General features: G+C 65.2%; 13 protein-coding genes and 1 pseudogene. 9 read left to right on the top strand and 5 right to left on the bottom strand.

Features of this window, described 5'->3' with window-relative positions; all coding sequences use genetic code 11:
* Nucleotides 1-53 precede the first annotated feature (53 nt).
* Both QMA10_RS00540 and QMA10_RS00535 read left to right on the top strand, forming a co-directional pair.
* Nucleotides 54-692: an MBL fold metallo-hydrolase gene (locus QMA10_RS00540; protein ID WP_290165090.1), complete on the top strand. Its 639-nt coding sequence runs from the start codon at nucleotides 54-56 to the stop codon at nucleotides 690-692.
* Nucleotides 693-785: 93 nt separating this feature from the next.
* Nucleotides 786-2,180, top strand: a complete 1,395-nt coding sequence (locus QMA10_RS00535; RefSeq protein ID WP_290165088.1) for an APC family permease — start codon at nucleotides 786-788, stop codon at nucleotides 2,178-2,180.
* Here QMA10_RS00535 and QMA10_RS00530 read toward each other — a convergent pair.
* The gene (locus QMA10_RS00530) at nucleotides 2,177-2,956 is read right to left on the bottom strand and encodes a trans-aconitate 2-methyltransferase (protein WP_290165086.1); all 780 of its coding nucleotides are present in this window, start codon (nucleotides 2,954-2,956) and stop codon (nucleotides 2,177-2,179) included. The two genes, QMA10_RS00535 and QMA10_RS00530, sit on opposite strands and share 4 nt — an antisense overlap.
* A 106-nt stretch (nucleotides 2,957-3,062) precedes the next feature.
* Here QMA10_RS00530 and QMA10_RS00525 point away from each other — a divergent pair, with 106 nt between their 5' ends.
* The 3 genes from QMA10_RS00525 to QMA10_RS00515 are packed head-to-tail and all read left to right on the top strand — an operon-like array spanning nucleotide 3,063 to nucleotide 7,409.
* Nucleotides 3,063-5,603 (top strand): DEAD/DEAH box helicase, encoded by a 2,541-nt coding sequence (locus QMA10_RS00525; protein ID WP_290165084.1) that lies wholly within the window; start codon nucleotides 3,063-3,065, stop codon nucleotides 5,601-5,603.
* Nucleotides 5,604-5,613: 10 nt separating this feature from the next.
* Entirely contained in the window at nucleotides 5,614-6,093 is a 480-nt protein-coding gene (locus QMA10_RS00520; protein ID WP_290165082.1) for a GNAT family N-acetyltransferase, read from the top strand.
* Nucleotides 6,090-7,409, top strand: a complete 1,320-nt coding sequence (locus tag QMA10_RS00515) for an alpha/beta fold hydrolase (protein WP_290165080.1) — start codon at nucleotides 6,090-6,092, stop codon at nucleotides 7,407-7,409. The genes QMA10_RS00520 and QMA10_RS00515 overlap by 4 nt, the downstream gene beginning before the upstream one ends.
* 320 nt (nucleotides 7,410-7,729) lie before the next feature.
* Here the strand turns inward: QMA10_RS00515 and QMA10_RS00510 are convergent.
* Nucleotides 7,730-8,698 (bottom strand): annotated as a pseudogene (locus QMA10_RS00510) (TerC family protein); the annotation flags it as partial.
* 252 nt (nucleotides 8,699-8,950) lie between these two features.
* Between QMA10_RS00510 and QMA10_RS00505 the strand changes: the two are divergent.
* Nucleotides 8,951-10,081 carry a polysaccharide pyruvyl transferase family protein gene (locus QMA10_RS00505; protein ID WP_290165078.1) on the top strand — a complete coding sequence of 377 codons (1,131 nt, stop codon included), beginning with the start codon at nucleotides 8,951-8,953 and terminating at the stop codon, nucleotides 10,079-10,081.
* Here QMA10_RS00505 and uvrB read toward each other — a convergent pair.
* Nucleotides 10,078-12,168 carry an excinuclease ABC subunit UvrB gene (gene uvrB / locus QMA10_RS00500; RefSeq protein ID WP_290165076.1) on the bottom strand — a complete coding sequence of 697 codons (2,091 nt, stop codon included), beginning with the start codon at nucleotides 12,166-12,168 and terminating at the stop codon, nucleotides 10,078-10,080. The genes QMA10_RS00505 and uvrB overlap by 4 nt on opposite strands.
* A 91-nt stretch (nucleotides 12,169-12,259) precedes the next feature.
* Nucleotides 12,260-12,880, bottom strand: coding sequence for a dephospho-CoA kinase (gene coaE / locus QMA10_RS00495; protein WP_290165074.1), 621 nt, complete (start codon nucleotides 12,878-12,880; stop codon nucleotides 12,260-12,262).
* Between the two features lie 73 nt (nucleotides 12,881-12,953).
* On the opposite strand from coaE, the gene QMA10_RS00490 reads away from it, so the two are divergent.
* Nucleotides 12,954-13,628, top strand: coding sequence for a YigZ family protein (locus QMA10_RS00490; RefSeq protein ID WP_290165072.1), 675 nt, complete (start codon nucleotides 12,954-12,956; stop codon nucleotides 13,626-13,628).
* The gene (locus QMA10_RS00485; RefSeq protein ID WP_290165070.1) at nucleotides 13,613-14,794 is read left to right on the top strand and encodes a methyltransferase; all 1,182 of its coding nucleotides are present in this window, start codon (nucleotides 13,613-13,615) and stop codon (nucleotides 14,792-14,794) included. The genes QMA10_RS00490 and QMA10_RS00485 overlap by 16 nt, the downstream gene beginning before the upstream one ends.
* On the opposite strand, the gene pulA is transcribed toward QMA10_RS00485, so the two are convergent.
* Nucleotides 14,791-20,982 carry a pullulanase-type alpha-1,6-glucosidase gene (gene pulA, locus QMA10_RS00480; RefSeq protein WP_356833134.1) on the bottom strand — a complete coding sequence of 2,064 codons (6,192 nt, stop codon included), beginning with the start codon at nucleotides 20,980-20,982 and terminating at the stop codon, nucleotides 14,791-14,793. The two genes, QMA10_RS00485 and pulA, sit on opposite strands and share 4 nt — an antisense overlap.
* Before the next feature lie 400 nt (nucleotides 20,983-21,382).
* Here pulA and QMA10_RS00475 point away from each other — a divergent pair, with 400 nt between their 5' ends.
* On the top strand, nucleotides 21,383-22,696 hold the full coding sequence (locus QMA10_RS00475; RefSeq protein WP_290165068.1) for an extracellular solute-binding protein: 1,314 nt from the start codon (nucleotides 21,383-21,385) through the stop codon (nucleotides 22,694-22,696).
* Nucleotides 22,697-22,723: the final 27 nt, after the last annotated feature.

The following is a 22,723-nucleotide window of genomic DNA, read 5'->3' as shown; positions in this document are numbered from 1 at the left end:
TTGGCCTGTGACTGTGGGGTTAACATCTGCGAGCGCGGAACTAGACTGGCGGCATGTTTGATTTGAAGAATGTCACCATTCGCAGCTGCTCCGTGTCCAGCATGGACAACAACATCTACCTCCTCACGGACAAGGACACCGGAGCGCAGGTGCTCATTGACGCCGCTGCCGACTTTCCGGCGGTCAGCCGAATGCTGGGCGAAGCCGCCGCAGACGCCGCTGTCCCGCCCAAGGTGGAGCTGATTGTCACCACGCACAGCCACTGGGACCATGTGCGGGCCCTTCCCGAGGCCGTGGAATCCACCGGGGCACGCACCGCTGCCGGCAGCGAGGATGCTGCGGACATAGAGGTGCCCACCGATGTGCTCCTGGACCAGGGGGACACGCTGCGTTTCGGCAACTCGGAGCTCACCGCCATCAAGCTCCGGGGCCACACTCCCGGCTCCGTGGCCCTGCTCTACCGCGATCCGAGCGGCCCTGCCCATCTGTTTACCGGCGATTCCCTCTTTCCCGGCGGACTGGGCAACACCCAGCAGGATCCGGAACGCTTCGCGTCGCTGTATGCGGACACAGTAGAACGTGTGTTCGATTACCTGCCGGATGACACCGTGGTCCACCCGGGCCACGGAGCAGGAACCACCCTGGGCGCCGAGCGGCCGCACCTTCAGGAATGGAAGGAACGCGGCTGGTGACAGGCCTGCTGCGCCTGCTCCGTTGACCCCTGCCATTTGAGGGTTTTACGCTCAACAAGGGACCTTTCGGAGACCGATGAGAGCGTGCAAACCGTGGCCACAGTACCGTCGTCGTCAGCTTCCGGGCCCTCAGCCGCCGTCAAACCCCGCATCGGACTGACTGCCTGCGTAGCCTTCGGTGTCGGCACCACGGTGGGCGGCGGTGTCTTTACCCTCTCCGGAACGGCCATCAACCTGGCCGGACCCGCAGCGGTCCTCAGCTACGTCATCGCCGGCATTGTCATGGCCCTGTGCGCCATGTGCTTCATTGTGGTGTCCACGCGGGCGAAGGACGGGGAATCCGGTTACGGCCCCGTAGGGGATATCCTCAGTCCGTTTTGGCGTTTTGTGGTGATGTGGGCGTTCTACCTCAACGGAGCCACCATCATCGCCTATCTGGTGGACTCCTTCGGCGACTACCTGCACGAGTATTTCCTGCCGGCTGCCGGAGCTTTGGTGCTGGGGCTGGCTGCGACAGTGCTGGTGACGGCACTGAACCTGGGGCCGACGGCGCTGGTGGCCAGGGCGGAGACCTGGATTGTGGGCATCAAACTTGCACTACTCGTACTCTTTGCCGTCTGGGGCCTGACGGAACTGACACCGGAAAAGGTTGACCGGCCGCTGCCGCAGGGCACCGGCGGCGTCTTATCAGCGGCAGCGCTTCTGTTCACCGCCTACACCGGCTTCAACGTCATCACCAATATGGCCGGCTCCGTGGAGAATCCGCGCAAAACGGTGCCGCGCGCCATCCTGCTCACTCTGCTGGTATCAGGAATTATCTACCTGGGCACGGCCCTGGCCATGGTGGCCAGCGGAGTGACGGTCTTCACCGCCACCGGTGTCTCCCAAGCCGCAGAAATCGTCATGGGCACCTGGGGCGGCGTCCTGGTGGCCTTCGCTGCCTGCCTGTCCACCCTCTCGGGAGCCAATGCCAATGTGCTCGGCGCCTCGGAGATCATGCTCCGGATGGTGGCCCGCGGAGATGTTCCGCCGGCGCTCGGCCGCCAGACCCGCACCGGCCACCCCTACGTGAGCGTGCTGCTGCTGGGGGCGATCACCGTTCTTCTGGTGCTCCTCAACGACACCACCTTCGTCGTTTCGATCGCCAACGTGGCGGCCATTATTGCCATGATCGTGGTGAGCGTCGCGGCAGTTGTGCTGGGAGTGCGCAAATGGCCGGGCCAGGGTGCCAAACTTCCCCTGGGTCCCGTCATCCCCGTCCTCGCCGTCCTCGCCGCAGCCAGCCAGCTGCCGTCCCTGGACCCCGCGGCCCTGATCACCGGCTTCCTGCTCCTTGCCCTCGGCGGGGCGCTGTACCTGGCCCGGCACTACCAGCGCGGCGGAGCCGGCCGCCGGGACCACGCGAATGCACAAATCACCGACCTCAACACGCCGCTGATGAAGGCGGCGAAGACCAGGCGCGCCGGCCGGCGGCGACCCGCCGGTTAACCCGTCTTCCGGCCAACCATGAAGATCCGGCGAAACGGAAAGACTGTGCCCCAGGCATGCTGCGGATAGGCCTCCCGCAGCAGCGCGGCGTACTCGGCTTCGAACCGCCGGAAGTCATCCGGGTCCAAAGCCGCAATAACCGGCCTCAGGGCCGTTCCGCGCACCCATTCGAGCACCGGGTCCTCTCCCTGCAGGACCTGCGAGTAGCTGGTCTCCCACACATCTGCCTCAAACCCCGTCTCGGTCAGCAGGCCCAGGTAATCCTCCGGCTCATCCACTGCGTCGGCGTGGCGCAGCACGCCGTCCAGCTTGTGCGACCAGGCAGCGCTCGCAGCCAGTTCACGCATCAGCGCATGTGACGGCGCCCCGAAGTTGCCGGGAACCTGCACGGCCAGCCAGGCTCCGGCGTCGAGCTGTTTCGCCCAGCGGCGCATGAGGTCCTGGTGGCCGGGCACCCACTGCAGCGCAGCGTTGGAAACCACCACATCGGTTCCGGCCTGCGGTTCCCATTCCTCGATGCCCGCGCGGACAAATTCCAGGTTCGCGGGAGCACCCTGAAGAGCGCCCGCCTGTTCCACCATCTCGGCAGAGGAGTCGACGCCGGTGACCCGGGCTTCGGGCCAGCGGGCGGCGAGCGCCGCGGTCAGGGTGCCGGGTCCGCAGCCCAGGTCCACGACGCGGCCCGGGGCATCGGCTTCGATGCGCGCGGTCAAATCAAAAAAGGGGCGGTCTCGGTGCGAGGAGAACTGTGTGTATTTCCGGGGATCCCATTTCATGCCGCCGAGCCTAACAAAGGGACGGGGCCGCCAGCGGGCGGGTGTTCATCGGGGGTCATGCCGGGTGTCTGCGGCGCACAGCCGCGCCCGATACTCTGGTAGGGACATGAAACTTCTTGAACAGCTTGCCTCCGGCCCGTCCAGCACCCGCACCATCGACCCCGACGAGACGTACACGTCCTTCCTCGAGTGGGTCGAGAGCCGGGGCATGTCGCTGTACCCGGCACAGGATGAAGCGGTGATGGAGCTGGTGACCGGCAACAACGTCATCCTCGCCACTCCCACCGGCTCCGGTAAATCGATGGTTGCCATTGCCGCGCACTTCCACGCCATGGCGCACGATGAACGCAGCTACTACACGGCACCCATCAAGGCGCTGGTGTCAGAGAAGTTCTTTGCCCTGTGCGAGATCTTCGGCGCCGAGAACGTGGGCATGGTCACCGGCGACTCGTCCGTGAACAAGGACGCCCCGATCATTTGCTGCACCGCGGAAATCCTGGCGAACATTGCCCTGCGTGAGGGACCGGACGCGGATCTGGGCACCGTGATCATGGACGAGTTCCACTTCTACTCCGATCCGCAGCGCGGCTGGGCCTGGCAGGTGCCGCTGCTGGAGCTGCCGCAGGCGCAGTTCCTGCTGATGTCCGCCACCCTGGGCGACATGACCCGGATCGCCAACGAACTCAGCGAGCTCACCAACCGCGACACCGTGACGGTCTCCTCGGTGCAGCGGCCCATCCCCCTGCACTACTACTACGTGGAAACCCCGGTCCAGGAATCCCTGGAAGAGCTGCTGGCCACCAAGCAGGTTCCGGTCTACGTGGTGCACTTCTCCCAGATCGAAGCGATCGACCGGGCGCAGGCCCTGATGAGCATCAACGTGTGCACCCGGGAGGAAAAGGACAAGATCGCCGAGCTGATTGCCGGGTTCCGCTTCGCCCCCGGTTTCGGCAAGACCCTGAACCGGCTGGTCCGGCACGGCATCGGCGTGCACCACGCCGGCATGCTGCCCAAATACCGGCGCCTGGTGGAGCAGCTGGCCCAGGCCGGACTGCTGAAGGTCATCTGCGGCACCGACACCCTGGGCGTGGGCATCAACGTGCCCATCCGCACCGTGCTGATCACCGCACTGTCCAAGTACGACGGCACCCGCACCCGCCCGCTGAAGGTCCGCGAGTTCCACCAGATTGCCGGCCGCGCCGGACGGGCCGGGTATGACACGGCGGGCACCGTCGTCGTGCAGGCACCGGAACACGTGATTGAAAACGTCAAGGCCATGGCCAAGGCACACGCCAAGTTCGGTGATGACCAGAAGAAACTGCGCCAGGTGGTGAAGAAGAAGCCGCAGGCCGGATTTGTATCCTGGGGCAAGCCGACCTTCGAGAAGCTTGTTGACGGCACCCCGGAGCCCTTGACCTCCAGCTTCAACATCACCCACTCCATGCTGCTGAACCTGCTGGAGCGTCCCGGGGATCCGTTTGCCGCAGCCAAGAAGCTGCTGACCAGCAACCACGAGACCCGCTCCTCGCAGCTGGCCCTGATGAAGAAGGCCCTCAGTATCTACCGGGAGCTGAAGACCGCCGGCATTGTGGAAGTCCTCCCCGAGCCCGACGCTGACGGCCGCACCGTGCGGCTGAAGGTCCATCTGCAGCCGAACTTCGCCCTGAACCAGCCGCTCTCCCCGTTTGCCATGGCCTCCCTGGAAATCCTGGACCCGGAGAGCCCGTCCTACGCCCTGGACGTGGTCTCAGTGATCGAAGCGATCATGGAAAAACCGCGGCAGGTCCTCTCCGCCCAGGAGAAGAAGGCCCGCGGCGAGGCCATTGCGGCCATGAAGTCACAGGGCATCGAGTACGACGAGCGGATGGCCCTGCTCGAAGAAGTCACCTATCCGCAGCCGCTGGCTGAACTGCTGGAGCAGTCCTTCGAGGTGTACCGCTCGGGTGCCCCCTGGCTGGGTGAATTCGAACTCAGCCCCAAGTCGATTGTGCGCGACATGTACGAACGGGCCATGAGCTTCGGCGAGTACATCCAGTTCTACTCCCTGGCCCGCTCCGAGGGCGTGCTGCTGCGCTACCTCTCGGACACCTACAAGGCCCTGCTGCACACCGTCCCCCCGGAGCGGCTGCGCGAGGATCTGGAAGACATCATCGAGTGGCTCGGCGAACTGGTCCGCCAGACCGATTCCTCGCTGCTGGATGAATGGGAAGAGCTCACCAACGGCATCAACCCTGCTGCCGGCGACGAACCGGTCCTGCCGCCGGTCCCGGACAAGCTCACGGCCAATGTGCGCGCGTTCCGCGTCATGGTCCGCAACGAAATGTTCCAGCGGGTGAAGCTGTTCGCGGATGAGGATGACCGCGCACTGGGCGAGCTCGACGGCGGCTCCGGCTGGGATGCCGACCGCTGGGCCGACGTGCTGGATGCGTACTTCGAAGAGCACGAGGACATCGACGACGGTCCCGACGGACGCGGACCCAACCTGCTGATCATCAAGGAACTGCCCGGCAAATGGGAGGTCCGGCAGATCTTCAAGGACCCGGCCAACCATCTGGACTGGGGGATCACCGCAGAGGTGGACCTGGCAGCCTCGGATGAAGCCGGCAGCCCCGTCATCAAGGTCATCACGGCAGGTCGCCTGGATTAGGCTGGAGGGCATGCAGATACGTCCCGCCCGCCCCGAAGATGTCCCCGTGATCCTTGAACTCATCCATGACCTGGCGATCTATGAAAAAGAGCCGCACGCCGTCAAAAACACGGTTGAGGCGCTGGAGAAGAACCTTTTCGGTGAGCATCCAGCCATCTTTGCCCACGTGGCGGTCGAGTCCGGAACGGTGCAGGGCTTTGCCCTCTGGTTTTTGAACTATTCCACGTGGGAGGGCGTCCACGGAATCTATCTGGAGGATCTCTACGTCCGGCCCGAGGCACGGGGCACGGGCATGGGAAAGGCGCTGCTGCGCACCCTGGCGGAAATCGCCGTCGAGCGCGGCTACGCCCGCGTGGAGTGGTGCGTCCTCAACTGGAACGAGCCGTCCATCCGCTTCTACAAGGCCCTCGGTGCCGTGCCGCAGGATGAGTGGACCACGTTCCGGCTCACCGGTGACGCCCTCACCGCGTTTGGCGGTGCCGGCGCATGAGCGTTCCGCACACGGCTTCGGCACCCTATGAGGTACGCGGCATGCGCGTCACAGACCATCGTTTCTCCGTTCCGCTGGATCATTCAGTGCCCGACGGCGAAACCATCACCGTCTTCGCCCGTGAATACAGCGACGCCGAGCTGCCGCAGGCCGAGGCCGAGCAGCTCCCCTGGCTGCTCTATCTGCAGGGCGGGCCCGGCGGCAAGGGCTCCCGGCTGCTGTCCCTCAGCGGCTGGACCAAAGCCGCGTCCAGGCACTTCCGCATTTTGATGCTGGACCAGCGCGGCACCGGCCTGTCTGCTCCAGCCAACCGGCAGACCCTCCCCCTGCGCGGGGACGCGGCCGCACAGGCGGAGTACCTGACGCATTTCCGGGCGGACTCGATCGTAGCGGACGCGGAAATGATCCGCGGAGCACTGGGCTCGGAACCGTGGACTACGTATGGGCAGAGCTACGGCGGCTTCTGTACCCTGACCTACCTGTCCTTCGCTCCGCACGGGCTGCGCGAATCGCTGATCACCGGCGGGCTCGCTCCGCTGACCGGCCCCGCGGACCGTGTCTATCAGGCGACGTTTGCCCGTGTGGCGGCGCGCAACGCAGAGTACTTCGCGAAATATCCGCAGGACCGCGCCCTTACCACCCGGATCGCCCGGCATCTGGACAACGTTCCGGAATACCTGCCCTCGGGTGAGCGGCTGAGCGTCCGGCGCTTCCAGATGATCGGCTCCTTCCTGGGCGGCAACACCCGGATGGACGGCCTGCACCTCCTGCTGCAGGAGGCCTTTGTGGCCGCTCCGGACGGGGACCGGCTGTCCGATACGTTCCTGGAGGCCGTCCACGGGCTGGTCAGCCGGGCAGCGAATCCGCTCTACGCGGTGATGCATGAATCCATCTACGGCCAGGGTGCTGCCACCGGGTGGGCTGCCGAGCGGGTGCTGAGGGAGTTCCCCGAGTTCGAGCCGGACGCGGCGGAACCCCTCTACACCGGCGAAATGGTCTACCCCTGGTACTTCGACGAGGATCCGGCCCTGGTGCCGCTGAAGGAGACGGCCGGGATGCTGGCCGCCAAAGAAGACTGGCCGGCGCTCTATGACACCGCTGTGCTGGCCCGGAACACCGTGCCGGTGGCCGCCGCCGTCTACACGGACGACATCTACGTGGACCGGGACCTGTCCCTCGAAACCGCCGGTGCCGTGCGGGGCCTGCAGGTATGGGAAAGCGCCGACTTCCACCACGACGGCATTGCCGACGACGGCGAGGGCATCTTCAACCGCCTCCTGGCCATGGTGCGCGGCGAATCACCGCAGGCCGGCTAAAGTACGCCAAGCGCCGCTCTTCCCACGGGAAGAGCGGCGCTTTTGCCGTCGGGGGCTTCCTACTTGTCGGCCTGCTCGGCCTGGTCCTTCACCGGGGCAGGGTTCTGCCGGCGCGGGTTGCTCGCCCGGAACTCAGCGCGGGCATCGTCCGAGATTTCCGGCATTTCGACGTCGTTGCGGTCCTTGGCCACTGCGGTGGCGTTGCGGTAGGTTTCGGTGACCTTGTCATAGGCTTCCACGCGCTCTTCGTGCGGGGCGTCCTCCTCAAGGTTCCGGTACACCTTCAGTGCGTTCTCCAGCGAAGCCACAGCCTGGACGGCCTTTGCCTTGGGGCTGAGCAGCGATGCCACAGTGGCGATCACGATCGTGCCGAGGATGACTGCCAGGGACACGAACGTGGGGATTTCCGGAGCCCAGGCAACATGCTCGCCGCCGTTGATGAACGGCAGTTCATTCACGTGCAGCGCATGCAGGATCAGCTTCACGCCGATGAACGCCAGGATGACGGACAGGCCGTGCTTGAGGTAGATCAGCCGGTCCATCAGGCCGCCCAGCAGGAAGTACAGCTGGCGCAGGCCCATCAGGGCGAAGATGTTCGCGGTGAAGACAATGAAGGCGCTCTGCGTCAGGCCGAAGATCGCCGGGATGGAGTCCACAGCAAACATCAGGTCCGTGACGCCAATGGTGATGAAGACAATCAGCATGGGGGTGAAGACCTTCTTGCCGTCCACCACGGTGCGGATCTTGCCCTGGTCAAACTTGTCGGTCATCGGAAGAACACGGCGCAGCTTGCCGATCAGCTTGTTGTCGCTGCCCTCTTCTTCGTCCTCACCGTTGTCAGTGGCCTGCTTGTAGGCGGTCCAGAGCAGGAAGGCACCGAAGATGAAGAAGACCCAGCTGAAGTTCTCGATGACTGCGGCACCGATGATGATGAAGATGCCGCGCAGGATCAGGGCAATGATGATGCCGAACATCAGCACTTCCTGCTGGTACTTACGGGGTACCGAGAAGCGGGCCATGATGATGATGAAGACAAAGAGATTGTCGATGCTCAGGCTGTATTCAGTGACCCAGCCGGCAACGAACTGGCTTCCGTACTCGGGGCCGGTGAACACGAACATGGCAGCGGCGAAGAGCAGGGCCAGCCCTACATAAAACCCGACCCACAGGCCGGCTTCCTTCATGGACGGCTCGTGCGGGCGCTTGACCACCAGCAGGAGGTCAAACAGCAGGACAAGTCCGAGGACGACAAAAGTGCCGACCTCAAAGACGACGGGTAACTCGGGCATTTTTGGAAAACCTTTCGGGCACGACACTAAACGCAGGTCTCTCCGACACCCGCAGCAGATCATTGCTGCGACTGCCCGCTGCACCCGGCGGAACGATGACGCCCCGCGTGCTGACGGGTACAGCGACAAAGGATACTCCCCTGCGCCGCCCAAGAAGTCTACCGCAGCACCCGCCGGGTGCACCCGCGTCATCTGCGGAATCGGCGGCGGCAATCCGGCGTTCGCGGCCCCGGTGCCGCTACGTTTGGAGGCATGAGTACTGAGCCTGAACACTATTTGGTGAGCACCGCCGGTAACCCCAATTTCGGCGACGAGTTCATCACTGCCGCCTGGCTCCGGTTCCTGGCCGTGAACGCCCCCAACGCCGTTGTGTGGCTTGATTGCCCGAACCCCGGTGCGGCGTCGCTGTTGTTCGAAGGGCTGCACCCGGGGCTGCGCATCACCGACACCCTCTGGCGTGCCGTCCGGGACTCCGGCGGACTTCCGCCCGGCGAGGCGGGCCCGCGGGTCTCCCATCTGGTGCGGCACCTTGGTTCACCCCGCTATGACATGGGCCTGGTGCGGCTTCGGCGGGCAAGCTCCCTGCACCTGCTTGGCGGCGGGTACGTCAACGGGATGTGGCCGCACCACACGGCCCTGGTCAGCGGCATGAAAGCCGTCAAAGAGCTCACCGGCGCCCGGTTGTACGCAACCGGGCAGGGACTGATGCCTCTGATCGGCACCCCGCGGGAAGCCGCCGACCTCTTTCTCGGCTTTGACCACGTAACCGTGCGCGACGCGGAAAGTGCCCGGGCTTACTCACTGAACGCCGGTCTCGATGATGCCTTCCTCGGCCTGCGCCCGGCTGCCCGGCTGGCCGTCAGACGCCCGGCAGCCACGAATGTCTGCATCCAGGCCGACATGATGGATGCGAACCGGTTCGATGAGATAGTGGCTGCCGTCCGTCTCCAGATCAAGGCCGCCCTGTCCGAGGGCAGGCAGGTGAACTATCTCGAAGCCATCCCGGGCATTGACCGCCGCGCGTACGACCAGCTTTCCGATTTGATTGCCGAAGAGAACTTCTTTCCCTTCACGCGGGTGTGGGACGAAGGTATTCCGGCGGGGCCGGACCAGCAGTGGCTCACCACCCGGTTTCACTTTCATTTGCTCGCCTCGGCAGCAGGATCACCGGGGATCGCCTATGCCGCCCGCGAGGGTTACTACGACGTTAAGCACCAGTCGCTGATCCGGCTGGGAACCGGCTGGGCCCTTGACACCCGGGCTTCTCCGGCCGAGGACTTTCCCTCCGGGAAGAAGACGCTGCGCACCAAGGCGGACACTCTCACCGCGTTGAAGCTGGCTGAAGCGCGGAAAATCTATCCTTCCCGGGCGTGCGGCCTTTAGGCGTGGCCGGCGTTCTGCATCTGCCGCAGTTCCTTCTTCAGGTCGCCTACTTCGTCGCGAAGCCGTGCCGCCAGTTCAAACTGCAGTTCCGCGGCGGCAGCGTGCATTTGCTCGGTCATGGAGGCGATCAGTCCGGCCAGGTCCTCCGCGGGGGCGGCAGCCAAACCGTCCTTTCGGATGCCGCCCTTGCCCTTGCCGGTGGTCTTGCGGTTCTTCTTGTCCGCCGCCTCGGCCAGCAGCGCCCTGGTATCGGCATCCTCACGGGCGAGGGAGTCCGTGATGTCAGCAATCTTCTTGCGCAGCGGCTGGGGATCCACCCCGTGGTCCTCGTTGTACTTCACCTGGATGGCACGGCGGCGGTTCGTTTCATCAATGGCTTTGGCCATTGAATCGGTGATCCGGTCGGCGTACATATGAACTTCACCTGAGACGTTACGGGCGGCACGCCCAATGGTCTGGATGAGCGAGGTGGAGGACCGGAGGAAGCCTTCCTTGTCCGCATCGAGGATGGACACCAGTGACACCTCGGGAAGGTCCAAACCTTCACGGAGCAGGTTGATGCCCACCAGTACGTCGAAAGTACCCATCCGCAGTTCGCGCAGCAGTTCCACGCGGCGCAGGGTGTCGACGTCGGAGTGCAGGTATTCCACTTTGACGCCGTGCTCCATCAGGTAACCGGTGAGGTCCTCGGCCATCCGCTTGGTCAGCGTGGTGACCAGCACGCGCTCGTTGCGCTCAGTCCGGGTGCGGATCTCACCCAGCAGGTCATCGATCTGGCCCTTGCTCGGCTTCACGATCACCTGCGGATCCACCAGACCCGTGGGACGGATAATCTGCTCGACAAACCCGTCCGACTTGGACAGCTCGTACTTGCCCGGTGTGGCGGACATGTACACGGTCTGGCCAATCCGTTCCAGGAACTCGTCCCACTTCAGCGGCCGGTTGTCCATGGCCGACGGGAGCCGGAAGCCGTGGTCAACGAGGGTCCGCTTGCGGGACATGTCCCCCTCGTACATGGCGCCGATCTGCGGGATGGTCACGTGCGATTCATCCACCACCAGCAGGAAGTCATCGGGGAAGTAGTCCAGCAGGCAGTGCGGGGCGGTACCCGGACCGCGTCCGTCAATGTGCCGGGAGTAGTTCTCGATGCCGTTGCAGAAACCCATCTGCTGCATCATTTCCAGGTCATACGTGGTGCGCATCCGCAGCCGCTGGGCTTCCACCAGCTTGTTCTGCGATTCGAGTTCGGCCAGCCGCACCTGCAGCTCGTCCTCGATCTGGCGGATGGCGCGCTGCATGCGGTCTTCTCCGGCCACGTAGTGCGATGCCGGAAAGACGTACATTTCCGTTTCCTCGCGGATCACGTCACCCGTGAGCGGGTGGAGGGTGTAAATGTTCTCGATCTCGTCGCCGAAGAATTCGATCCGCAGGGCGTTTTCCTCGTACATCGGAATGATCTCGACGGTGTCGCCGCGGACCCGGAAGGTGCCGCGGTGGAAGTCCATGTCATTGCGGGCGTACTGCATGTTGACGAAGCGGCGCAGCAGGTCATCGCGGTTCATCTGCTGACCCTTGCGCAGCGTCACCATGGCTTCGATGTACTCTTCAGGCGTTCCCAGGCCGTAAATGCAGGACACGGTGGCCACCACGATGACGTCGCGGCGGGTCAGCAGCGCGTTGGTGGCCGAGTGCCGCAGCCGTTCCACTTCCTCGTTGATGGAGGAGTCCTTCTCGATGAAGGTGTCAGTCTGCGGAACGTACGCTTCAGGCTGGTAGTAGTCGTAGTAGGAGACAAAGTATTCCACCGCGTTGTTGGGCAGCAGTTCACGGAACTCGTTGGCCAGCTGTGCCGCGAGGGTTTTGTTCTGCACCATGATCAGCGTGGGCCGCTGCACCTGCTCCACCAGCCAGGCCGCCGTCGCGCTCTTACCGGTACCGGTGGCGCCGAGGAGGACCACGTCCTTCTCGCCGGCCTTGATCCGCTCGGCGAGTTCCCTGATGGCGGTGGGCTGGTCGCCCGCCGGCGAGTAATCGCTGATTACTTCAAAGGGGGCGACAACTCTGTTGATGTCCTGCGCAAGACTCATGATTAAAAGCTACTCCGCACCGAGGTCAGGATGCGTCCGCAGTGCGCGCGGTTAGCTCAGGGCTGAACAGTATCCGCCGGCCCGGAGAAGGTCACTGCGCGGCCCGGAGCAGCTCCTCGTTCAGCGGCACCAGCCGGGTTTCCCACAACTGCCGCACCGCCTTTACGAGCTCACCGGCAGTACTGTCATTGGTGAGGACGACGTCGGCCGCCGCTGCCCGTTCCGCCGCCGAAGCCTGCGCTGCGATCCGTGCCCGCGCCGCGTCTTCGCTCATGCCGCGGTCTGCTGCCATCCGCCGGATCCGTTCCTCCTCCGGCGCGTCAACCACCAGGACAAAGTCGAAGTTCCGGTGCTGCCCGGTTTCCACCAGCAGCGGCATGTCGTGAACCACGATGGTTTCCGGAGCCGCGGCCTGTTCCAGTTCCGCCGCCCGGGCGCGCACTGCGGGATGGACAATGCCGTTCAGGGTCTCCCGCCTGGCCTCGTCGGAGAAGACCACTGCCGCCAGCGCCGGCCGGTCCAGCCGGCCTTCGCCGTCGAGGATGCCCGGCCCAAAGGCGTCGACGACGGCGGCGAGCCCTTCCGTACCCGGCTCCACCACTTCGCGCGCCAGGGCATCGGCATCGATGACCAGGGCCCCAAGATCCCGGAGCGTACGGGCGGCCAATGATTTTCCCGCGGCGATCCCGCCGGTCAGTCCTACTCTCAGCATGGACTCAGGCTATCGTGCGCCGACGCCGGACGCGGACGGCGGCCGGCGCCCGAACAGCGCCTAAACTGAAGAGGTGAGTGACATCGACGCGGCGGCGGGGCGCTACACCACCATCGCCGGGGAACACCGTTCCGAACTCGAGATCAGGCGCTCACGTTTCATCACGGTGCTCCGCCGCACCGAAACCGAGGAACAGGCCCGCGCACTGGTCGCGGAGCTGCGCCGCGAGTTCCATGACGCCCGGCACCACTGCAGTGCGTTTGTGCTCGGTCCCGGACGCGAAATCCAGCGTTCCAACGACGACGGCGAACCCTCCGGCACCGCCGGCCTGCCGATGCTGGAAGCCCTGACAAAGCGCGAGACATTTGACGGCGCCACGGACCTGAGCGACATCACAGCGGTGACGGTGCGATACTTCGGCGGAATCCTGCTGGGCGCCGGGGGCCTGATCCGCGCCTACTCCGAGTCGGTTTCCTCCGCGCTGGCAACCGCTCCGCTGCTCCGCCGGCGCCGCATGCAGCTCTACGCAGTGCCCGCCGGACATGCCGAGGCAGGCCGGCTTGAAAATGACCTGCGCAACGCCGGCATCAGCGTCACCGGCACGGACTACGGGGCGCTGGGAGCCACCATCACCGTGGCGCTGCCGGACACTCCCGGCAGTATCGATCTCTTTTCCGAACGCCTGGCCACCTTCACCGCCGGCGGCAGCACCCCCGAACACCTGAGAACAGAATGGATCGACCTGTGACGCATGACCCTGCCCGGCGCCTCCCCGGAGAAGCGGCTTTTTCCTTCGAGTCGCTGAGCCGGCAGCCCGATGTCGAGGCTGAGAACCTCCAGGCCCACGACGCCGCCGACCGTCTGATCCTGGACACAGCGGCGGAACGGCTGCGCGGCAACGGAAGCGGCGTCGTCGTCATCGGGGACGCATACGGTGCACTCACGCTCGGTGCTGCCGCCCTGCACGGTGTGCGCGGCCTGCGGGTTCATCAGGACCCGTACTCGGGGGAGCTGGCGCTGGGGCGCAACGCCCGGGCCGCCGGCCTGGCGGATGCTTACCGGCCCCTGCCGCTGGATGCTGAACTGCTGTCAGGGGCGCGGACGGTGCTGCTGCGCCTGCCGCGCTCGCTGGACGCCCTGGAGGAGATTGCCGCACTCATCGCCGCGCACGCCGCACCCGATGTGGCGGTGTACGCGGGCGGCCGGCTCAAGCACATGACCATGGCGATGAACAGCGTGCTGGAGCGCTGGTTCGGCTCGGTGGCGGCCGGCCTGGCGCGGCAGAAGTCCCGGGTCCTGACGGTGTGCGGTCCGCTGCCGGCCGCGGAACAGCCGGCGAACCGTTTTCCGCTGGCCCGGCGGCACGACGTCGGGCTCCCGGCCCCGCTGGAGCTGCGGGCCCACGGCGCAGCGTTTGCCGGTGCGGCGCTGGACATTGGCACCCGGTTCCTGCTGCCGCACCTTGCCGGCGCCCGGCAGGCACAGACCGCGGTGGACCTTGGCTGCGGAACCGGGGCCATCGCCGCCTACCTGGCGCTGACCCGGCCGGACCTGCGGGTCATCGCCACTGACCAGTCAGCGGCTGCGGTTGCTTCCGCAGCCGCCACCATGGCCGCCAACGGCGTCACGGACCGGGTGCAGGTGCGGCGCGGCGACGCCCTGGCCGGGCATCCGGACCGTTCGGCGGAGCTGATCGTGCTGAACCCGCCGTTCCATATCGGTGCCAGCGTTCATGCCGGCATTGCACTGAAGCTGTTTGCCGATGCCGGGCGTGTGCTGGCTCCGGGGGGCGAGCTCTGGACGGTTTGGAACAGCCACCTGACCTACAAGTCCGCTTTGGCGCGGCTGGTGGGACCCACCCGGGAAGTGGCCCGCAATCCCAAGTTCACGGTGACGGTCAGCACCCGCCGCTAGCCGCGCCTCACCAGCCTCCACGCCCGCGGCCCCATCAGGGCCGCACCGAGGGCGAGCAGCGACAGGCCCAGCCAGACCAGCCGGAGGTTAGCGCCGGTGTCTGCCAGCGGACCGACCACCTTAAGTTCAGCACCCGCATCCAGGCCGGAAGCCAGCCCCCTCATGCGGATGGAGTGGGATCCAAGTTCGGTGTCGGCGGGAATGGTGACCTGCACAGCAACCGACCCGTCAGCATCCGCCGTCCGGGCGCCCAGCAGCTTCGGTGTCGACTCGATCCAGACCTGTACCGTCTCTCCCGCGCCGAAGCCTGTGCCCTCAGCCGTGATGGTGTCGCCGGGCCGTACTGTTCCCGTGCTGAGCGTCACGGAGGGTTCGGCGGGTTCGGGATCGGCCGGACCAGGATCGCCCGGACCGGGATTTCCGGGCCCGCCGGGCACTTCACCCTGGGGATCCAGGAACACCGCAACGGTACGGCCCGGCACGCTGACCGTTCCCGTTGCTGCCGTCCAGCTGCTTTGCCTCACCACGGGATCCGCTCCCTCCTGCTGGACCTGAGAGAGTGCATAGCCGCGGCCGGCAAGTTCCGGGACCGTCTGCTTGGCAGCTTCCGGGGCTGCGTTGAAGACCACCAGTGCGCCGTCAAGGGCGGGGTCGGCGTCCGGACCCGCCAGATCATCGATACTCATCACAATGAGGCCGGGGGCAGCCTCCGGGCCTCCGCCGGGAAAGGACACCTTCTGCCCGATGAGGTCGGCGGAGCCCAGCCGCAGCAGTTCAACGCCGGACCGCAGCCGCAGCAGGTCCAGTGCTCCGGCCTCCGCCGAGGCGATGTCCGCCGCGGTGGGGGTAAGGGCCGGATCGGCGAGCAGGGGGCCCATGATCGGCCACTTCTCCTCGTTGTCGGCCGCCGGCGGAAGGCCGGATCCGAAGGTTGATTCGGTGCCGGTCCAGTCAATGCGGTTGAACCAGTCTCCGGAGTTATAGCTGTTGCGGTCCAGCGATTTGGAACGCAGCAGCTCGGTTCCCGCGTGCCAGAACGACGGCGACTGCGAGAGGGCTGCGGTGGCCAGCGACAGGGTGTTCATTCGTACCCGGTCCGCCATCGGCGTCCGGACCGGCAGCTTCAGCACCCCCAGGTCATAGAGCGTCTCGTTGTCGTGGGCATCCACATAGTTGATGGTCTCCTGCGGCTCGTCGGAGTATCCCGCCGCCTGGCCGTTGTAATCCAGCGCATCTCCGCGTTTCACGCTGCCGTCCGCCGTCGTCAGGGAATATTCCTTGAGGTTGCCGGCCAGGCCAAGCTTCACCAGGTCGGTGTGCCGCGCCAGCGCCGCGGCGGCCTCCCCGGGGGATCCGTTGATCGCATCCCCGTTGGGGTCGGTGGCCAGGCCGGTGCCGTACCCCTGAACAAACGTGGTTCCGGCATCCACCGGGCTGCCGCCGTGCACGGCATCGCGCAGCCGGTCATTAAAGGTGCCAATACCGGTTCCCGCGAGGTTTCCCTGGGTAGCCTGTTCAAACAGGGCGTTGTCGGCCACCTCGCCGAAGTTCCAGCCCTCTCCGTACAGGTAGACGGCCTTCCCGTCGACGCCGTCCGCGGCGGGCGTCAGCTCATCCAGGGCTGCGCGGACCGCAAGCATGTTGGCCTTGGAATGGTGTCCCATCAGGTCAAAGCGAAAGCCGTCCACCTTGTAGGCCCTGGCCCAGAGCACCGTGGAGTCCACCATCAGCTTTTCGGCTGCCGCGTGCTCGGTGGCTACATTCTGGCAGCAGGTGGAGGTTTCCACGCTGCCGGCCGCGTTCAGCCGGTGGTAGTACCCGGGCACCACGCGGTCCAGCACGCTCTTGGCGCCCTGGCCGGCCTCAGCCGTGTGGTTGAAGACCTGGTCGAGCACCACCTGCAGCCCGGTGGCGTGCAGGGCACCCACCATTTCCCTGAACTCGGAAACCCTCTCCCCGCCGTTCGGGTCAACGGCGTAGGAGCCTTCCGGCACCGAGTAGTGCAGCGGATCGTAACCCCAGTTGAAAGCATCGGCGTCCGCTGATGCAGCAATGCAGGCCTGCTGTTCCGGAGAATCCGGTCCGTAGCCTGCGAGGTCACACTCCGGCTCCCGGCGGGCCTGCGGGTCCTCGTCAATGGAGGCTATATCGAAGGTGGGCAGCAGGTGCACCGTATTGATGCCTGCCTGCGCGAGCTGGCGCAGCTGCAGCGTTCCGGCGCCCTCTCTGGTGAAGGCGCGGTAGGTTCCGCGCTCTTCGGCCGGAACCGCCGGGTCACCGGCCGAGAAGTCACGCACGTGCAGCTCGTAGATGGAGCGGTCGGCCGGCTTGTTGACGATGGGGGCCGGGGTGTCTTCCCAGAGCTGCGGTTTCCAGCGGTCGGCGTCGAGGTTGATCACCACGGAGCGTTCCGAGTTTCGCGTGAGGCCCACGGAGTACGGGTCGGTCACCGAGTTGGTTTCGACGGCGCCGGTTGAGGGCGCGTAGACACGCACCGACCAACGGTATTGGGTTCCCTCGGAAATGGCCGGGTCCGTCACCGACCAGGTTCCGCTGAAGGCGTTCCACTCAGCGGGAAGCACTGCCGGCGCACCGGACCCGCCGCCGGAAAAGACTTCCAGCGAAACATCGCGGGCGGTGGGTGCCCACAGCCGCAGGGTGGGAACATCGGACTGCCAGCTGATCCCCAGCGCAGCGGAGTCCAGGTTCTCGGCATACAGGTCGTCCAGCACACCGGGAATCTGGACACCGGTGAGGGCCTGAAGCCCGCTGCCGTCCGACCGGGAAACCTGCAGCTGTTCAGTCAGAAGACTCTGCACCGCCGCGCGGTTCAGGCCTTCCGGGCGCAGGGCCGCGTATGAGGCCAACGCGGGAAAGGCAGCCTTTTCCCCGGCGGAGAGTCCTGACGGGTCATAGCGCAGCTTCACGCTCCCGCCGCCGGATACACCTGCCGGAGCTGCCGCATCCGGTGCGATGCCGGCCTCTGCTGAGTGGTGCAGCGTCCAGCTCGCCTCCGCCGGATCCGTTTCGCCCAGCAGGGACACCGGCCAGGCGATTGTCTCCGCGCTCACCCAGTGGGCACGCAGCTCACCCGAACCGGCAACCGGCGGATCGGCCAGCACAATCTCCAGTTCGCGGGTGGCAAGCGTATAGCGGAAAGTGACAAGCTCGCCGTCCACCGCTGTGAAGGAATAGTTGTCGCCGCCGGCCTCTCCGCCAACACCGTAGTTCTCGTCCCAGGAAAGACCGTGAGCCGCCTTCACCTCATAGCTGCCCGCGGGGATCCGGTCGCTGGACCATTCGTAGACGCCGTCGCCGTCGCCGTCCTGCAGCCAGCTCGCGAGGCAGTCCGGCTGCCAGTCTTCCGGACAGCCGATCTCGCTCTGGTAGCTGCCGGGAGCGGTAATCACCGGACCCTGTGCAGTGTTCTGGACCTGATGGGTCACGGGATCAAAATAAAACGTGACCGGACCGCCGGGTGCTGTGTAGGCGATGTTGGGACCGTCCACGGCCCCGTTGGCGCCGTAGCTGAGATCCCACGAGCCGTTGATGGCCACCTTGTACTCGTAGTCTCCGGCCGGCAGGTCGAAGGTGCCCGAGTAGATCCCGTCGGCACGCTTGGTGAGCTTCGCCGCCTCACACGCCGGTGTCCAGTCTCCGGCACAGCCCATTTCACTGTTGTGGCTCCCCGGAACGGTAACCAGGTTAATCTCCGGTTCCCCAGGCTCCACCACAACGGTGGTCACCGCGTTGCCCACCGATGCATAGGTCGACGCCGCAGCATGCCCGCCCGCCGCGTCCGTGGTCACCGCCCGGTACTCCAGCAGCGTGCCGGCGGGCAGCGCGTCCACGTCGTGGAAGACACGCGGCGCCGTTGTTTCCGCCGTGCCGAGATTGGTCCACTCGGTACTGCCGACCTCCCGCCAGGCAAAGCTCGTCTGGTGCCAGGTGCTGTCCGGGACATCGGCTTCCACGGCACTGGCGCCGCTGATGCCGGCGCCGGCGGACGGAACACTCACGGTGATGGCTTCGGGGGCCGCCGGAACGGTCACTGTGGTGCCGGCTTTCCATACTGCAGATCCGAGGGCCGGAACGGTAACGGAGGCAACGCCGCCGGCATCCGACTGGACCGCTGACTCAGTGCCGTACACGGGGGTGAAGGCCGCCTGCCCGGTCAGCGTCGGCACGCTCACCGTCTTGGCCTGCGCCGAATTGTTGACGGCCACGAGGTACTCCGTCTTCTCCGTCTGGTCCACCCGGGAGAAGGCGTACACCCCCGGGCCGTCATCTGCGTAGCGCTCAATCTGCGCTCCGGCGGAGAGTGCCGGGTGGGCTTCACGCAGGGCGGCAAGCCCGGCGATGGACGTGTAGAGGGGTGCGGCCTTGTCAAAGCGGTCCCGTGAACCGGCCTGCCCGCCGGTAATCAGCAGCTGGTCCGTGTATTCGCTCACCCGGCTCGCGAACATGGACTGGCGCGCGGCACGGTCATTGCCCTGGCCGGCGCCGGCGAAGCCCTGTTCGTCGCCGTAGTAGACAACCGGCTGGCCGCGGGTGAGGAACATCAGTTCGTGGGCCAGCACGTCCCGCTGAAGTGCGTTGTCCGTGTTCTGGAGGAAGTATCCGACACGGCCCATGTCATGGTTGCCCAGGAAGGTGGGCAGCGCCGTAGCGGAGCTGTGCGGGGTGGTGTAGTAGTCGTCGCCGGCGAAGAGGTTCGCCAGGCCCCGGGCCGAATTCCCTGACGCGTAGCCCACAGCCTGGGATTGGAACGTGAAGTCCAGCACGGAGTCCATATCGGTGCTGCGCACGTAGGGCGACGTCTTTTTTGGATCGGCGTCATAGACCTCACCGAACATGAAGAAGTCCGGCTTCCCCACTGATGCGGCGTAATCCTTCACCTGGGTGGTCCATTCCTCCCAGAACTCAAAGTTCACGTGTTTGACGGTGTCGATGCGGAAGCCGTCGATCCCGAGATCAATCCACCGGTTATAGACGTCGGCGAATCCGTCCACCACGGCCGGGTCTTCGGTCATCAGATCATCGAGCCCGGAGAAATCGCCGAACGTCGTGGACTCGCCCTCAAAGGTCGAGTCACCGCGGTTGTGGTAGACGGCGGGATCGTTGAGCCAGGCCGGAACTTTGACGTCCTTCTCGGCGTCGGCCACCACGGGCACATACGGGAAGCTCGTCGCCGGGTCCAGCTCCGGGAAGTCCCCCGTTCCCGCGTAATCCGCCGGATCAAACACCATGCCGGCGGCGTCCCTGTACGGGGCAGTTTCCTTGTCGATATAGGAATACTGGCCGCCCTGGTAGGAAATCACGTCGGCGGTGTGGTTGGTAATGATGTCGAAATACACTTTCATGCCCTTGGCATGTGCCTCGGCAATGAGTGCTTCCAGTTCGGCGTTGGTCCCCAGATGCGGATCAATCTGGGTGAAGTCGGTAATCCAATAGCCGTGGTATCCGGCAGAGGCGTCGGCCCCGGACCCCTGCACCGGCTTGTTCTTGAAACTCGGCGTCAGCCAGATGGCCGTGGTGCCGAGGTCATGGATGTAATCCAGCTGTGAACGGAGGCCGGCAATGTCTCCGCCGTTGTAGAAGCCCGTACTGGCGGGGTCGTAGCCCGTGGCCAGCCTGTCTCCGGTGACACCGCCGGTGTCATTGGCGGGATCTCCGTTCTCAAAGCGGTCGGTCATCACAAAGTAGAAGACGTTGTCCGCGCCGGCTTGGCGGACCGGGGGTGCTGTCAGTCCGTCGTCGTCCGCCGAATAGGCGTCACGCAGGTCCAGCGGCGTTAGCCCGGCGCGGTGCGTGTTGTCATCGAACACGAAGCGGATGCGGGAGCTCCCTGCGACGGACAGCGGAATATTGTCTCCCCCGCCGTCCAGTCCGTAGGCCTCGTCCCAGGCGTCATTCACTGACACCTTGTACTCATAGCTGCCAGCGGGAAGGGTGAACTCCGCCGCATAGACACCCGGCACATCGGTGGGAGCCAGTTCAGTGTCCCCACACGCCGGATCCCAGTCGGCGGCGCAGCCGAGTTCAGACTGCAGGCTGCCCGTCAGGGCGAACGTTCGTCCCTCGTCAGCCGCCGCTTCCCTGACCGGCAGCACTGTCAGTCCGGCGATGGCAAGCGCGGCGATCATTCCCTGAGCAATCCAGCCGCGCGTGCGCGTATCCCTAGTCACCATTGACTCCCGTTTTCGGGCACGGCACCGTGCCACCGACAATGCAGGTGACACTAGCAACGTATGTGCGGAGCTGCCAATGCCCGCAATGCCTATGCCCCTCGAATTCGGTGGGCAATGCCGGCCCCAATGCGCACTTGTTGTCCTGCGGCCGGACGACGGAATACTTTTCACATTCGAGAGAGCGCTCTCTTGACAGTGATCCCCATCACTCCTACAGTGAAACGAACGTCAAGAGAGCGCTCTCTCGGCCCGGATAGGACGGCCAGGAGCGCAAGACTCTGTTCCAGCTTTTATGTGCTTTTTCCATCCCGCTTCCGTCGATCAAGCCTGCCCAGATAAGAGGCACGGTCCGCTGCTCCGGGATTCCACTGCTCTATCCGTACACAAAGGAGTGACCGTGAAGAATTTCCGATTTCCCGCAGCGGCAATTGCAGGTGCCGCTGCCGTGGCGCTGCTCGCCTCAGGCTGCGGCGGCGGCGACCAGGAAGCGGCAAGCCCCGACAATCCCGTCGAACTGAGCGTGACGACTTTCGGCACCTTTGGCTACGACGACCTTTACGCCGAATACGAAGACGCCAATCCCGGCATCAAAATCAACCCCAATAACATCGACCGCGGCGAAAACGCACGCACAGATGCCTTCACCAAGTTGTCCGCGGGGTCCGGTCTGAGTGACGTGGTTGCCATTGAAGAGGGCTGGCTCGGGTCCATCATGGAAGTGTCCGACCAGTTCGTTGACCTCAATGAATACGGGGCCGAAGACATCAAGGACAACTGGGTCGACTGGAAGTTCAAGCAGGGCACCGACTCCGAGGGACGCGTCATTGGTTACGGGACCGACATTGGCCCGCAGGGCCTGTGCTACAACGGCAAGCTCTTCGAGGACGCCGGGCTCCCGAGCGACCGTGAGGCGGTCGCTGAACTGTTCGGCGGAGATGACGCCACCTGGGACAAGTACTTCGAAATTGGCCGGCAGTATCACGACAAGACCGGCCTGGCCTGGTACGACCAGTCGGGCTTCGTGTGGAACTCCATGGTGAACCAGATGGAGGAGGGCTACTACACACCCGACGGCGAGCTGAACATCGAAGACAACGCCGCCATGAAGGAACAGTTCATGCAGCTCGCCGCGGGCACCGAGGCCGGACTGTCCGCCAATGAGAAGAAGTGGGACTGGGGCAAGGGCAAGGCTTTCGCCGACGGATCCTTCGCAACCTTCGTCTGCCCGGGCTGGATGCTGGGCACCATTCAAACCCAGATGGAATCCGCAGGAGCAGGCCCGGAGGCCGGTTGGGACTTCGCCGATGTCTTCCCCGGCGGCGCCTCGAACTGGGGCGGCGCCTTCCTCTCCGTTCCGGAAACTTCCGAGCACAAGGAGGAAGCAGCGAAGCTGGCGGCCTGGCTGACGGCCCCGGAGCAGCAGGTAAAGCAGTCGGCAGCAGCAAACAACTTCCCCAGCACCGTGGAAGCCCAGGAACAGCTCGCCGCAGAGGCAGCACCCAATGAACTCTTCAACAACGCACCCACCGGGGCGATCCTCGCATCACGCGCCGAGGGCGTCACCGCACAGTTCAAGGGTCCGGAGGACTCTGTCATCCAGGACAAGGTCTTCAGCCCCGCGCTGGGCCAGCTTGATGCCGGCACCACTGACGGCGAAGGCTCCTGGAACGAGGCCATGAAGCTCCTGAACGAGCTCGTAGTCAACAACTAGCAACTAGTCGAACGGGGCCTCCGGAAC

The organism is Arthrobacter sp. APC 3897, from assembly GCF_030407495.1.
GTDB lineage: Bacteria > Actinomycetota > Actinomycetes > Actinomycetales > Micrococcaceae > Arthrobacter_B.
Note: the sequence above shows the minus strand (reverse complement) of the source record. Positions and strands in the feature narration are given on the sequence as shown.

Bases quoted from the DNA above. Each gene is read 5' to 3' on its own strand.
- coaE (WP_290165074.1), bottom strand. From the start codon at position 12,880: ATGCTGAGAGTAGGACTGACCGGCGGGATCGCCGCGGGAAAATCATTG.
- QMA10_RS00520 (WP_290165082.1), top strand. From the start codon at position 5,614: ATGCAGATACGTCCCGCCCGCCCCGAAGATGTCCCCGTGATCCTTGAA.
- QMA10_RS00515 (WP_290165080.1), top strand. From the start codon at position 6,090: ATGAGCGTTCCGCACACGGCTTCGGCACCCTATGAGGTACGCGGCATG.
- uvrB (WP_290165076.1), bottom strand. From the start codon at position 12,168: ATGAGTCTTGCGCAGGACATCAACAGAGTTGTCGCCCCCTTTGAAGTA.
- QMA10_RS00540 (WP_290165090.1), top strand. From the start codon at position 54: ATGTTTGATTTGAAGAATGTCACCATTCGCAGCTGCTCCGTGTCCAGC.
- QMA10_RS00530 (WP_290165086.1), bottom strand. From the start codon at position 2,956: ATGAAATGGGATCCCCGGAAATACACACAGTTCTCCTCGCACCGAGAC.
- QMA10_RS00485 (WP_290165070.1), top strand. From the start codon at position 13,613: ATGGATCGACCTGTGACGCATGACCCTGCCCGGCGCCTCCCCGGAGAA.
- QMA10_RS00505 (WP_290165078.1), top strand. From the start codon at position 8,951: ATGAGTACTGAGCCTGAACACTATTTGGTGAGCACCGCCGGTAACCCC.
- QMA10_RS00525 (WP_290165084.1), top strand. From the start codon at position 3,063: ATGAAACTTCTTGAACAGCTTGCCTCCGGCCCGTCCAGCACCCGCACC.